13 protein-coding genes are annotated in these 14,165 nt (G+C 43.1%); 10 read left to right on the forward strand and 3 right to left on the reverse strand.

Features of this window, described 5'->3' with window-relative positions; genetic code table 11:
• From JMX13_RS00005 to JMX13_RS00020, 4 genes are all read left to right on the forward strand, one after another.
• A partial coding sequence (locus JMX13_RS00005) for a YadA family autotransporter adhesin (RefSeq protein ID WP_201608794.1) occupies positions 1-2,237 on the forward strand: 2,237 nt, incomplete at its 5' end.
• Between the two features lie 91 nt (positions 2,238-2,328).
• Positions 2,329-2,787 carry an outer membrane protein assembly factor BamE gene (locus JMX13_RS00010; protein WP_201608795.1) on the forward strand — a complete coding sequence of 153 codons (459 nt, stop codon included), beginning with the start codon at positions 2,329-2,331 and terminating at the stop codon, positions 2,785-2,787.
• A 389-nt stretch (positions 2,788-3,176) separates the two neighbouring features.
• Positions 3,177-3,410, forward strand: coding sequence for a chlorhexidine efflux transporter (locus JMX13_RS13740; RefSeq protein ID WP_201608796.1), 234 nt, complete (start codon positions 3,177-3,179; stop codon positions 3,408-3,410).
• Between the two features lie 160 nt (positions 3,411-3,570).
• Entirely contained in the window at positions 3,571-3,858 is a 288-nt protein-coding gene (locus JMX13_RS00020; RefSeq protein ID WP_201608797.1) for a DUF4031 domain-containing protein, read from the forward strand.
• 181 nt (positions 3,859-4,039) lie between these two features.
• Here the strand turns inward: JMX13_RS00020 and JMX13_RS00025 are convergent, their stop codons facing one another.
• The gene (locus JMX13_RS00025; RefSeq protein WP_227686145.1) at positions 4,040-4,927 is read right to left on the reverse strand and encodes a LysR family transcriptional regulator; all 888 of its coding nucleotides are present in this window, start codon (positions 4,925-4,927) and stop codon (positions 4,040-4,042) included.
• Positions 4,928-5,123: 196 nt separating this feature from the next.
• Here JMX13_RS00025 and JMX13_RS00030 point away from each other — a divergent pair, with 196 nt between their 5' ends.
• The gene (locus tag JMX13_RS00030) at positions 5,124-6,248 is read left to right on the forward strand and encodes an S-(hydroxymethyl)glutathione dehydrogenase/class III alcohol dehydrogenase (protein WP_201608798.1); all 1,125 of its coding nucleotides are present in this window, start codon (positions 5,124-5,126) and stop codon (positions 6,246-6,248) included.
• 79 nt (positions 6,249-6,327) lie between these two features.
• Here JMX13_RS00030 and JMX13_RS00035 read toward each other — a convergent pair whose 3' ends face one another.
• Together JMX13_RS00035 and JMX13_RS00040 are read right to left on the reverse strand one after the other, a co-directional pair.
• A complete protein-coding gene (locus JMX13_RS00035; RefSeq protein WP_201608799.1) occupies positions 6,328-6,576 on the reverse strand; it encodes a DUF2164 domain-containing protein in 249 nt (82 codons plus the stop codon).
• 125 nt (positions 6,577-6,701) lie between these two features.
• Positions 6,702-7,361, reverse strand: coding sequence for a DsbA family oxidoreductase (locus JMX13_RS00040; RefSeq protein WP_201608800.1), 660 nt, complete (start codon positions 7,359-7,361; stop codon positions 6,702-6,704).
• A gap of 373 nt (positions 7,362-7,734) precedes the next feature.
• On the opposite strand from JMX13_RS00040, the gene JMX13_RS00045 reads away from it, so the two are divergent.
• From JMX13_RS00045 to JMX13_RS00065, 5 genes are all read left to right on the forward strand, one after another.
• Complete coding sequence (locus JMX13_RS00045) at positions 7,735-8,409, forward strand: 2Fe-2S iron-sulfur cluster-binding protein (protein ID WP_201608801.1); 675 nt, start codon at positions 7,735-7,737, stop codon at positions 8,407-8,409.
• The gene (locus JMX13_RS00050; RefSeq protein ID WP_201608802.1) at positions 8,406-9,398 is read left to right on the forward strand and encodes an FAD binding domain-containing protein; all 993 of its coding nucleotides are present in this window, start codon (positions 8,406-8,408) and stop codon (positions 9,396-9,398) included. The genes JMX13_RS00045 and JMX13_RS00050 overlap by 4 nt, the downstream gene beginning before the upstream one ends.
• Positions 9,399-9,400: 2 nt before the next feature.
• Positions 9,401-11,821 carry a xanthine dehydrogenase family protein molybdopterin-binding subunit gene (locus JMX13_RS00055; protein ID WP_201608803.1) on the forward strand — a complete coding sequence of 807 codons (2,421 nt, stop codon included), beginning with the start codon at positions 9,401-9,403 and terminating at the stop codon, positions 11,819-11,821.
• A gap of 162 nt (positions 11,822-11,983) precedes the next feature.
• Positions 11,984-13,237, forward strand: coding sequence for an XdhC family protein (locus JMX13_RS00060; protein WP_201608804.1), 1,254 nt, complete (start codon positions 11,984-11,986; stop codon positions 13,235-13,237).
• Positions 13,234-14,031, forward strand: coding sequence for an NTP transferase domain-containing protein (locus tag JMX13_RS00065; RefSeq protein ID WP_201608805.1), 798 nt, complete (start codon positions 13,234-13,236; stop codon positions 14,029-14,031). The genes JMX13_RS00060 and JMX13_RS00065 overlap by 4 nt, the downstream gene beginning before the upstream one ends.
• Positions 14,032-14,165 lie beyond the last annotated feature (134 nt).

The raw sequence follows: 14,165 nt of genomic DNA on the forward strand, positions 1-14,165 counted from the left end.
GCATCACAGGTGGCCCAAGCATCACGACGACAGGCATTGATGCTGGCAATAAGAAGATCACCGGTGTGTTAGCAGGAGAGGACGCAACTGATGCTGTTAATAAAAGCCAGTTAGATGCTATTACTGGGAATATAACAGCAGGTGGAGTTCAGTATGATCGTAATACGGATAATACAGTGAATTACGACCGAGTCAGTTTTGCGGGCGCACCAGCTGTTATTGGTAAAGATAAAAATGATAACAATATTGTTGTCCGTGGTGGAACTACGCTTACTAACATTGCAAACGGTATTAATGCTGCTGATGCAGTGAATAAAGGTCAGCTAGATAACGTCACTAAAGTCAAGATATTTGATAAAAATGGTGATGAAATCACCGTCAATATCGCGGACCAAATTGTTAACAATAATGTGAATAATGAGGATTTAGACTCCTTATTCCTGACTTATAATGTTAGAGGGCAAGGAGTAACAGATCGCCTAACTATTGGTGAAACTGTACAAAAAATGAATACTGAAGGTGTTAAGTTCTCTCATACCAATGGAGTTGCTCCTCCGGTTGGCGATGCATTAACTAACGATTCTAGTGCTGGCGGAGATAACTCAACTGCGATTGGCGTCAATGCCATTATTACTAGAAACGGTGAGTCTTCGATTGCCTTAGGTCATAACACACGTGTTGAAGGCGCTTCTTCGGTTGCCATTGGTAACGGCTCTCAAGCTAACGGTAATCAGTCCATTGCCATTGGTACTGGCAATATTGTTAATGGCGATAACTCTGGCGCTTTTGGTGATCCAAATATTATCGACGGTAGTAGTAGTTATTCTGTAGGTAACAACAATAATATCGATAGTGACGATACTTTTGTTCTAGGGAATAATGTTATACAAACAGTCGCTGGTTCAGTAGTATTGGGTAGCGAATCCGGTACAACTACCAAAGGTGGTATTATCGGTTATCTAGCAAATATTAATGATATCAATGATCTCATACTAGCGACTAGGAGTAATAGAGGCGCGGTTGCTGTAGGTAATGCGGAGGCTGGTATTTACCGTCAAATCACAGGTGTTGCAGCCGGTACTGCCGATTCTGATGCCGTTAACGTCTCTCAGCTAAAGGCCGTCAATGCCAAAATTGATAACATCGGTGGGAGCAATACCACACTTAATGATGCGGCCGTTCAGTATGATAAAAAAGATGGCAATATCAATAAAGGCAATATTACCTTGGCTGGTACTTCTGTTTCGACTGGCACCGGCAACAATGGCAATACTGTTGTCACTAGTGGAGGAACTACTATTACCAACGTAGCCAATGGATTAAACGTATCAGATGCCGTCAATAAAGGACAACTAGATAGTCTGGGTGGTGGTGTCGCTGGTATTATCGGTGGTGGCGCTAAATATGAAAATGGCAAATTGGTAGCTGGTAGTAATGGCATTGGCAATACAGGTGAATCCACTATTCATGATGCTATCGCTTCTATTAATAATGGTAACGCTCAGGCGAATGAAAGTATTAAAGCCAATACTGATAGTATTAAAACTAATGCTAACAACATCAAAGCCAATAATGACAGTATCAAAGCAAATACCGATGACATCAAAGCAAACACTAATAGACTTAATTCTGGCCTAAGCTTCGGTGCTGATAGTGGTAACGATATCAATAAATCAGTAGGCGATAGTACTGCTCTTAAGTTTGAAGGCGGCAATAATATCACCACCACGGCGACTGGTAACGGCATTAAGTTTGATTTAAACGGTAATATTAGTGTCGATAGTGTGACGACTGGCAATACGACGATCAACAATAAAGGTGTGATTATTAAAGATGGTCCGAGTATGACTGTCGATGGCATATATGCTGGTGACAAAACCATTACTGGAGTCGCTGATGGTATCGAAGTGAAAGATGCGGTCAACTTTGGGCAGTTAAATGCTTTAGATAAGCGTCTTGGTAACAGTATCAATGAGCTAGGTTATAAAATTAATGAAGTAGAAGATGATGCGAATGCAGGCATCTCAGCTGCTATGGCAATGTCATCTCTCCCACAAGCTTATATACCTGGCAAGTCAATGGTAGGTGGTGGTATCGCTACCTATAATGGTCAAAGTGCTGTTGCAGTTGGTGTATCTAAAGTCTCTGATAATGGTCGCTGGGTAATTAAGGCAAATGGTACAGCAGATACACAGGGGAATGCGGGCGGAGCGATTGGCGCAGGCTTTCATTTCTAGAACTAGTATTGCTATATCTTTTTATGGCAGCGCTTATTTGTAATAGAGATGCGTTGCCATATTACCCATAAAAAATATTAAGGAATGAATAATGAAAAAACCTGTCGCTCATTATGGTTTGTTAGTAACGACCGCATTGCTTTTCACGGTGTCTGGCTGTGCGCAAAAAAATATAATGCCAACTTGGCATTTGACACCTAGCGCACAAACAGGCTCTGTCAATCCTGATGACTTAGTATTCCCTGACCCTAATAAAGCTTGGCAGAAAGGTGGCACGATCGTTAATCATCAGGATGTGGCAAAAATTAGAGTAGGGACTACCAAAGATGAGATTTATAAATTAATAGGAACTCCTCATTTTAGTGAAGGCTTTAATGCGCGCGAATGGGATTATATTCTTAAGTTCTATGATGCTAACAATAAGGTAGAGACTTGCCAATATAAAATCATCTTTGATAAAGGCTATGAAGGCAGAATGCGAGATGATGCTTTTGGTGTATCAGAGGTTTATTGGAAACCTGCTTCTTGCGCTAAACACGAAAACTCATAATAGTAATCTCTGAATCTCTACTGTAAAAGATGCAACCCATGAACTGGTTTGCATCTTTTTTCTATAAAGCAATTTTTTATCTGATCAATTATGAGTGCTAGGATTCATTACATCAAAAAATCAAACGATTTTAGGTGCAGTGGTAAGAGGATAAGCTATTAGCAAAGTCTATAAAAAAAGCTGATAAATAAAGTAGGAAGTTTCATGCGTAACAAAAAAGACCGAATTCGTCACGCCTTAGGGTTTGAGATTATAGGTCTAATATCTTTGCACCGCTAGCGAGCTTAGTATTGGAGTTTGAGCTGCATCTGATGGGCGTAATGGCAGTGGCGGGCTCTATCGTCGCGACTTTTTGAAATTACTTTTATAATATTTTGTTTGACCGAGCTATGCTCAGGCTACGCGGCGCGGTGCAAAAGACCGTAGCAATACGCGTGCTTCAAGCAGTTTTATTTAAGGGCGCGCTATTGTTGCTATTTTTACCCGTGATTGCATGGTATTTGAATATCAGCCTGAGGGAAGCGTTTAAGATGGATATCGCGATGTCGACCTTTTATCTGATTTATACCTTTGTTTACAACTGGATTTATGACAAGGTGTTTCCTATTCCTCAAAGTAGTTAGCTTAAAACAGCTCTTACATTCAATGCTAGCTTAGCAAGCTTCGTTTACCCAGGCTAAATTGATTGGTGAGTAGTAAATGCTTTAAAATAACAAGCTAAGATTATTAGCTGAAGCAAATAAATGTTAAGGCGAAAAATAGAAGTACCAAGGAATCAGCTCTATGTCAATTTACGTTGATTTTATGCAGATAGAATTTAAAGGCTATAAATGGTGCCATATGTTGGCCGATACCCTGCAAGAATTGCATGATTTTGCCGCACTTATTGACGTAGATAAGCGCTTATTCCATCGAAACGCCAGTTATCCACATTATGATGTCACCGTGCAAATGCGTGAAATAGCAATTGAGTATGGCGCTATACCTGCCGGTCGAAAAAAGATTATCGAATGTGCCAAGAAGTTAAAAGTAGAGTTGCATGAGCAAATCGCACGGTCTGAGCATTGCTAATAAGTGAAGCTGTTAAAGATATAAAAGAGATAGTCTTAAGCATAAAAAGTCCTTTTAATATGAGTGTTTATTCAATGAGTGATGGTTGTGTCAAATGGTCTTATTTCTAATACTATAGACATTTCTTAAAAGTATTGGAAAACATTCATATTAAGTAAAATCCGACCATAACTTTTTATATTTACGCTAGGCGCTCTGCCAAATAATCTACCAATAATCTAATCTTCGGTGATAAATGACGATTATGCGGATAGACGGCCCAGATACTTTCTTCAGGCTCTCTATAGTTATCTAGTAAGCTGACCAGCTCACCTGATGTCAAGTATTGCTGCACGTAATAATCAGGCAGCTGGACGATACCTAGACCTTTTAAGGCGGCATCGACTAGGCTGTGACCACTGTTATATTGCACGCTACCAGAGACCCGCAGGTTTGTTTCTTTATCAGCATTGTTAGCGTTGTCGCTATGTTCTATAAAGTGCCAATAATCACGCGTGCCCAGTAAGCAATTATGTTGTCTTAGATCGGCTAGAGAATATGGTATACCGTATTTTTCTAGATAAGCGGGCGCGGCGCAAACAAAGTTGGTGCGATGACTAAGTTTTTTTGCCATCATCGTTGAGTCGCTTAATTTGCCAATACGAATCGCCAAGTCATAACCGCCCTCGACCAAGTCGATTTTTTGATTGCTCAAAAAAGCCGTTACTTCAATATCGCGATACTGCACCATGAAGTCATTGACCAGTGGCAACAATTGCTGCTCGCCATAAGTGACAGGGGCGGTCAATTTAATTCTGCCTTGGGGCTTTGACTGTAAATTGCTCACTGCTTGTTCGGCAGCATCCAAGCCATCGAGCACACTGCGGCAGTGCTGATAAAACACCCGACCTTCTTCTGTCAGCGATACCTTGCGCGTCGTGCGATAGAGCAATTTAATATTAAGGCGTTTTTCTAAAGCGCTTATCTGCCGACTGACTTGCGCGGTTGAAATACCCAATTCTTTTGCCGCCCGCGTAAAGCTTTCGTACTCCGCCACATAAACGAACTCGCTAATGCCATCCCAGCGCATGATTATTACCACTGTGTAAAAGATATTTGCAAATATAGCATATTGTTATCGCAGCAGAAACAACTATAATGGACAGTATAAAATTAACACTTTACAGACTGATATAACTAGCACTTGCCTCTATCAAGCAAGCGCTATAAGCTAAATTGGTCTGCGGGTAATAAACGATAAAATTAATTAAAAAAGAGAGAATAATATGTCAGATAAATTTATTAAATCGAAAGCTGCTATTGCGTGGGGTCCTAACCAGCCACTGTCTATCGAAGAAGTGGATGTCATGCTGCCACGTAAAGGCGAAGTGCTGGTGAAAATCGTCGCTAGTGGCGTTTGTCATACTGATGCCTTTACCCTATCAGGTGAAGATCCAGAAGGCGTATTCCCAGCAATTTTGGGTCATGAAGGTGGCGGTATCGTTGAGCAAATCGGCGAAGGCGTGACCAGCGTTCAAGTCGGCGATCACGTTATTCCGTTATACACCGCAGAATGTGGCGAATGTAAAATGTGCCTATCAGGCAAAACCAACCTGTGCTCAGCGGTACGTGAGACCCAAGGTAAAGGCTTAATGCCGGATGGCACCACGCGTTTTTATAAAGACGGTGAGCCAATTTATCATTATATGGGCTGCTCAACTTTCTCTGAATATACCGTGTTGCCAGAAATTTCCTTGGCAAAAGTGAATAAAGAAGCGCCACTAGAAGAAGTTTGTTTGCTCGGTTGCGGTGTTACTACCGGTATGGGTGCGGTGATGAATACGGCCAAGGTAGAAGAGGGCGCGACGGTTGCCATCTTCGGTCTAGGCGGTATTGGACTATCAGCGATTATTGGCGCGCAAATGGCCAAAGCCAGCCGTATCATTGCTATTGATATTAACGAAAGCAAGTTTGAGCTAGCAAGAAAACTTGGTGCAACTGACTGTATCAATCCAAAAGATTGCGACAAACCCATTCAAGATGTCATCGTTGAGATGACAGATGGCGGCGTTGACTATTCATTTGAATGTATCGGTAACGTCGATATCATGCGCTCAGCGCTAGAGTGCTGTCATAAAGGTTGGGGCGAATCAGTTATTATCGGTGTCGCTGGCGCAGGGAAAGAGATCTCAACCCGTCCATTTCAGCTCGTGACTGGGCGCGTCTGGCGCGGTTCAGCATTTGGCGGTGTCAAAGGTCGCTCAGAGTTGCCAGGCTACGTTGAGCGTTATTTAGCGGGTGAGATTCCATTACAAGATTTTATTACCCACACCATGCCATTAGAAGACATCAATGAAGCCTTTGACTTGATGCATAAAGGCGAGAGTATTCGCTCTGTGGTGCATTTCTAAAAGTTTAACTAGGTTTGTTTTAGCGTTATAAAACGAAGATGCCGCTCCTATTACAGGGCGGCATTTTTTTATTAGTTTTTTAATCTTTTTTAAAGCTGTGCATATCTTCTAGCACTGCCGTAAACCTATCGTATAGCCAAGGTTCAAGATCATCAATCACTTGACTATATAGATGTGGTCCTATGGTTTCGATGATAAAGTCTAATAAAAACTTGGCGGGTAAATTACCAATATCGACATCAAATTCCTCGCTCATATAATCTCTAAGCTTATCCAAAACAATTTCTTCTGCTTCATCTGATAAGGTGATCAGTTTGTCTTTGCTCATATAAAACTGTCCTAATAGACATGCCAATAACGATGTCTAATATTTAAGTGGTTTAAATAATGACTGAAGTTTCAAGGGTATCTGGATGTTAAATAACCGTTAAACTGAGCTATACTTTTCATTACCTAATCTTGCATAGTGGCCAATTGTTCTAAAATATTGACGTAATTGTCCACGCCTTGTGCGCCACTGACTAAATGCCGCTCATTAAAAATCATTGCTGGTACACTCTGAATACCTTGCTGCTGCCAGTGCCGCTCTTCTGCGCGTACCTCTTTGGCAAAACGCTGCTCTTCTAATACCGCGAGCGCCTCGTCACGATCAAGTCCTACTTCCGCTGCAATATCGGCCAACACTGTATTATCAGAAATATTGCGACCATCGGTAAAGTGAGCAATGAATAACGCCTGCTTTAAATCATGCATTGGCTTTTGCCCTTGCTGACCAGCCCAGTACAACAACTGATGCAGATTAAAAGTATTATGCATACGCGTGTCATCGTTGAAATGAAACTCAAAGCCGACTTCAGAGCCTGCTTCCGTCATTCTAATGCGACTCGCATCTGATTCTTCCTTGCTAGAGCCATATTTTTCCATAATATGCTCGCGTAAGTTTTGTCCTTCGCTTGGCATATTGCTGTTTAGCTCAAACGGATGCCAATGTATTTCATGTTCGGTATTGGTTTGCTTAAGCGCCTCAGCCAATTGACGGTAGCCGATAATACACCAAGGGCAAACCACGTCTGAGACGATATCTATGCGCAGTGGCTGTTTTGAATTGTCCATATTTTCCTACCTATTTTATTGGTGATGCTTTATTTATTTATGAAGTTTTTTTATAAGATTCAATCGATATTAAGAGAATGGGGCGGTGATTACAATGGCTGCTGAGTTACAGGTTCTATTTAAAAATTAACATGACCGAGAGCAGGTATTAAGTAGGTATTAAATAGGTTAGAACTAAGGTTAATGCAGGGTAAAAAAATATTTGTCAACGAATTTTGATTAAAAAACTACACTGTAATGACAACAAAGTAAAAACAAAGTGCCGTTTTTGATAAGACATAATAAATTGATTAACGCTTGTTCAAAAGCGTCTATAACTATTCTTTCATCACTTTCATCACTTTCATCTATTATCTGCCAGCGAGAAGCCAGCATGTCTACTTTGACGTTAACGATTAATAAGCAAGAGTATCAGCTCAACAATCTTGATGCGCGCACGACATTGCTTGATGTCTGCCGCCAACATCTACAAATAACTGGACCCAAAAAAGGTTGCGACCACGGTCAATGTGGCGCTTGTACCATGCTGATTAATGGCCGACGGGTCAATTCTTGTCTGACCCTTGCGGTTATGCACGACTGTGATGAGATTACAACAATTGAAGGCATTGGCTTGCCTGAATCGCTATCTGAATTGCAGCAAGCGTTTAAAGACCATGATGCGTTTCAGTGTGGTTACTGTACGCCGGGGCAAATTTGTTCAGCGACTGCCGTGATAGAAGAGATTAAGCAAAATTGGCCAAGCTACGTGACTACAGATTTGCAAAATCCTGACGGCTTGCTAGTACAAGAAATCTCTGAACGTATGAGTGGCAATATTTGCCGCTGTTCTGCTTATCCAAATATTATTAATGCCATCTCGCAGGTTTTGGAGAGTGAGATAAAAGATAACGCTGTTGCTAAAACTGTAACCCAAAAAGGCTCCGATGTTTCAAGCGTCACAGGTATTTGGTCACCTCCGCCCAGTGAAACGCAGCTTAGCAAACCTTCAAAAAACAAACCGTCACAAAATAAAAGCCATACGGCGCAAGTAGGAGGTCGTTCATGAAACGCTTTGAATATATCCGTGCTACTGCGCCTGAGCAAGCGGCAATTTCTGCCAGTTCAAAGGAAGCGTCATTTATCGCTGGAGGTACTAACTTACTAGATTTGATGAAGCTAGAAATTGAAACGCCTATCAAACTGGTTGATGTGACTCGCCTAGAGCTCGAGCAAATCGAAACGACCGCTGATGGTGGATTACGAATCGGTACGCTCGTGACCAATAGTGATTTGGCGGCGCATCCAGAAGTGATTGCCAATTATCCAGTATTATCTCGGGCTATTTTGGCAGGCGCGACTGGGCAATTGCGTAATAAAGCCACAACTGGCGGCAACTTTTTACAGCGTACGCGTTGTTATTATTTTTATCAAACCGATAGCCCGTGCAATAAGCGTGAACCCGGTACCGGCTGTCCCGCTATCAATGGCGAGAACCGCACCCTTGCCATCTTAGGTACCAGTGATGCTTGTATTGCCCAACATCCCTCCGATATGGCGGTGGCGATGCGTTTGCTTGATGCGACGCTTGAAACGGTGAAAGCAGATGGCAGCACACGTAATATTGCGATTAAGGATTTTTATTGTTTGCCGAAAGACACACCGCATATCGAAAACGTTTTAGAGTCAGGCGAGCTTATCACTCATATTGTAATGCCAGCACCTATCAAAGGTATGCATACGTACGACAAAGTTCGAGACCGCGCCTCTTACGCTTTTGCTTTGGTCTCTTGCGCTGCCGTCATAGATAGCGATGATAATGGTAATTTGGCAACCGTACGTTTGGCATTTGGCGGTATCGGCACTCAGCCATGGCGCAATGAAGCGGTAGAGCGATTATTAACCAATACCACAGGTGATGACGCTACTATCGGGCAAGCCGCAGATTTATTATTACAAGATGCCAAAGGTCACGGTCAAAACGATTTTAAGATACCACTGACACGTCGCCTACTTAAACAAGTCATTCAGCGCGCCTTAGCGGGCGAGGGAGCATAATCATGTCTTTATTGGACTCAGTATTGCCATCAGAACCTACCAAAAAAATGATGATGAATGAGCCTGTCGATTCGCTTTTTGACAAAACGGCAAGCAATTTGGTCGGTAAACCCATTAACCGTGTCGATGGCTCACTAAAGGTCAGCGGACAAGCGCCTTATTCGGCAGAGATTTATCGAGAAAATCAAGTGTATGGCGTGTTGGTCAGTGCCAAGATTGCCAAAGGACAAGTGGAAAATATCGATAGTAGCGCTTTAGATGATATTCCTAGCATCATTAAAGTCGTTACCGATCCGCAGCATTTTTTGCGAAACTCACAGCAAGGCGGCGAAACCAAAGCGCCGACACAGGGCGCCAGCGAGATTTTTTATCATGGGCAACCGATTGCTGTAGTCATTGCCGAAACCTTTGAAGCGGCAACCGAAGGCGCCAACGCTATCAAAGTCATTTATAAAGACGAAACTGAACAAGCGGCAATGAACTTTACCAAAGAGCTTGCAAGCGCCCATGATGTCGATGAAAAAAAAGGCGCAGATAAAAACGCTATAAAAGGTGATCCAGAACAAGGGCTTGCCGATTCTGCCGTTACGCTTGACCGCTTTTATCATACGCCAAGCCAGAGCAATTCGCCGATGGAGCCGCACGCCACGCTGGCCTATTGGGAAGACGATAAGCTCATCATGTACACCTCAAACCAGATGATCGCCTCTTGTAAGCAGCAAGTGATGGACGCTTTGGCTTTAAATAAAGATCAGGTGCAATTGATCTCTTATTTTGTCGGCGGTGGCTTCGGTAGTAAATTAGGCATTGCACCTGAATCGATTGCAGCAGCGATTGCGGCAAAAGAGCTTGGTCGCCCTGTGCTAATCAGTATGACGCGTCCGCAAGTGATGGAGGCGACCGTCAGGCGCTCAAACACTCGTCAACGTATTGCTATTGGCTGTGATAAAGACGGCATCATCAATACTATGATTCACGATACCGTCAGTAGTAATTTACCGGGTGAGGCATTTTTTGAGCCGACGGCTTTGTCTACTAAATATTTATACCGCGGTGAAAATCGCCGGGTGAATTATAAAAAAGTAGATATGAATCAGGTGCTTTCTGGCTCTATGCGTGCGCCTGGCGAAGCGGTCGGTATGATTGCGGTTGAATGTGCGATGGATGAATTGGCCACGCAATTGAATATGGATCCGCTTGAGCTGCGCCGCCGTAACGAGCCTGAGCAAGATCCAAGCCAAGATATCCCGTTTTCAACGCGGCAACTGCTTGCGTGTATGGAGCAAGGGGCCGCACAGTTTGGTTGGGAGCAGCGCAACCCTAAACCTGCCAGCCAGTTAGAGGACGATTGGTGGATTGGCACGGGTATGGCGGCATCTGCTCGTGGTAACCAGTTGAAACCTTCAGAAGCGCGGGCGACACTGAAAATTGATCATTCGAAAGCACTTGGCGTTAAAGCCATTATCGAAACCGATATGACTGATATCGGTACTGGCTCTTATACGGTCTTTTCTCAGGTGGCCGCTGATTTACTGGGCTTGCCGATAGACCACATCGAGATGAAATTGGGCGATAGTGAATTGCCGCCTGCAGTTGGTTCAGGTGGTAGCATGGGCGCAGCAAGCGCTGGTAGTGGGGTTTATCTCGCCTGTGAGCAACTGCGTGAAATGCTGGCAGAAAAAGTTGGTCTTTATCCAGATACCATTCAGCTTGATAAAGGTCAGATTAAACAAGCAGGCGAGCATGATCCTAGTATTTCAGAAGCGGCGGTAGAAACGCTTAAAGATAAAGTGCTAGGTTTAAAACACAAAGTCACTGAAAAAACCGGCTTAACGTTACCCAAGTCTGCTGCAGAAAAATACGATTTTAGCAATTTTCAGTCTTATGCACTGGCAGATATTATCGCTGAATACGATGAGCAAAAGATTAGTGCTAAAGGTCAAATCGCGCCGGGTAAAAATGCCAAAAGCCACCGTCAGGCGTCTTTTGGTGCTAACTTTGTAGAAGTAGCGGTACATAGAGTGACCGGCGAGATTCGCGTGAAACGCATGGTAGGTGCATTCGCCGCTGGACGTATTCTCAACCAAAAAACAGCTACCTCGCAGTGCTACGGCGGTATGGTGTTTGGCATCGGCTCCGCGCTAATGGAAGAGGTCATCCATGATAAGCGCGATGGTCGCCTATGCAATCATGACCTTGCTGAATACCATATTCCAGTCAATGCTGATGTACCGCAACTGGAGGTGATATTGGTGGAAGAAGACGATCCTTATACCAACCCAATGCATATCAAAGGGATTGGCGAGACCGCTATATCAGGTGCTGCCGCTGCTATTGCCAATGCGATTTATAATGCGGTCGGCGTGCGAGTTTATGATTTCCCCATCACACTTGATAAGCTCCTTTATGAATTGCCCGAGTAGTTATCCTTACGTAATCCAGATGAATAGGACAATTGGAATAAACGAATTGGTAACTCATAGTTGATAACTGATATCAGCAACCCGCTAGCGATTATTACTAGCGGTTTTTTACAAGGCGAAACGTAATTTTAATATAAGAATAAATAGCATATAAGAGGGGTTATGAATCAGGTCGCTGATATTCTGAAACTAGCTAGCGAAGTACAGCAGCAAAACATCGATGCGGTGTTAGCAACGGTAGTGCGCACCGAAGGCTCGGCATATCGTCGGGCTGGCGCAATAATGCTTATCTGCGCTGATGGGCGCTCGGTTGGGATGATTAGTGGTGGCTGCTTGGAGCCGCATATTATCAAACGCGCTTTTTGGTTGACGCGTAACGGCGCTAATGTGCAGGTTTATCAAACTGGTGATGAGCAGTTGGATGAAGAGGTCGGATATGGCGATAATAGCGATTTTGGGAATGAAAGTAACTTGGCCAGTGAGCTAAATTTTGGTTTGGGCTGTAACGGCAAGGTGAATGTGCTGTTTGAGCGTTTGACAGCTGCAATGCCGTTTTTAGAAGTTATTCGCCATGTTCGTCGTAGCCAACAACCTGCAGCGATAGCAACGTTAATTCGCTCAAATGACAATTGTTATTTGCCGATTGGACTGCGGCTAGATTTAGAAGAATATATTGCTAGCGGAAAGATAACGTCTATCAGTGAGGGTTGCACTGGTAATCAAGTATTAATTGATGACTCGAATGCTTTTACTTATCAGATTAAAGAGTTAGTTAAAACTCTATCAACGTATAAATTTTCTGACAAAAAAACCGAATACGTTATCTTAAAAAATGGTGATATAACCACAGAATGGCTTATCCAGCGTCTACAGCCGCAACACCGTTTGCTTATTTGCGGGGCAGGGAATGATGTGATGCCGCTTGTGACCATGGCCAAGCTACAGGACTGGCACGTCATCGTTATCGATAGCCGCGCTCAATATGCCACGCGATTGCGTTTTCCCGAAGCTGATATCGTGATGCCAGTAGCATTGGACGATAATGAAAAACTGCTTAAACTGAGTAATAATGCGGCGGTCGCGTTGATGTCGCACAGTTTGACCCAAGACCGCGCCCGTCTTTCGCTATTGCTAGAGCATTCGACTCATTATAAGTATCTTGGACAATTAGGCCCAAGTTATCGAACCGAGCGCTTAGTTAATGAGATTCGTGCTGTCAAAAATAATTCTGAGCGTCTAAATGACGGCGTGAAAAAGCTACATTATCCTATTGGTTATAAATTAGGTGGCGACGGCCCTGAAGCCTTAGCACTTGGCATCATGGCACAAATAAGCGCCGTTATGCACGAGCAAACTGCGCCCGCTGATTTTTTAGATAGCAATAATACCAAACCCGAAATATTGAGCTGGGTATGAAGGAAAACGATTCAACGTCAAATAGCGCCGCAATACCAAATCAAAACTCTAGCCAGCAAACCAACCATGCCATTATTATTCTAGCTAGTGGACTCAGTCGCCGTCTTGGTCAATCCAAACAGCTAATTTGTAAAAATGGTGTTCCTCTCATTAGGCATATGCTACAACTCGCAATAACTACAAGTCCGCAAGCTATCATCATTGTCATTCCTAAAGGAGCAGGGAAGATAGCCAGTGAGGTAGCAAACCTGAGCGACACCCATCTAAATGTCAAAATTATTATCAACCAAACTCCCGAAATAGGTATGGGACACAGTCTTTATATTGCTATTGAGGCGCTAACTCAATTTGTTAATGATAAAAACTTTAATCATAAAGTGGTTGATCGAGTGTTAATCATGGGTGTTGACCAAATTCTATTGGATCTTGAACATGCAAAAGAGTTGCTAGCCGATAAGCATTTAGTGGTTGCCAGCGGTTATGAGCATTGGCAGATTTTCGATACGTTGCCAAAAGATGGGCATAGTGAGCGTAAAGCTGGTGCCAGTCATGAGTCGACAAATCTTATCGTTGGTCTACCATTGGTTATTGATTATCTGCTACTTAAACAGTGGCAGTTTAATTTAAGTGGAGACAAAGGCCTACGTCATTTAATTAGAGCGTTACCGCCGCATCAATTGACAGTGGTGAATAATCCTAAGCTTAGCTACGATATCGATACCTCAGAGCAGCTCGCTTATGCCAGACAACAGGGCTGGGTTGACGATGTGCTATGTGGCGTAATATGGTATTAGATAGTTAAGAGAGAAGAGCTAGGAGTGTCACTCAAATAGCAGATATCAGGCTTATGATTACAATGCAATGCTCAAACTTAAATAGTAACAGGAATACTCGAATCTATTACTACGGTCGTACAAGAGTGCAAATT

Source organism: Psychrobacter immobilis, assembly GCF_904846285.1.
In the GTDB taxonomy this organism is placed as follows: domain Bacteria; phylum Pseudomonadota; class Gammaproteobacteria; order Pseudomonadales; family Moraxellaceae; genus Psychrobacter; species Psychrobacter immobilis_D.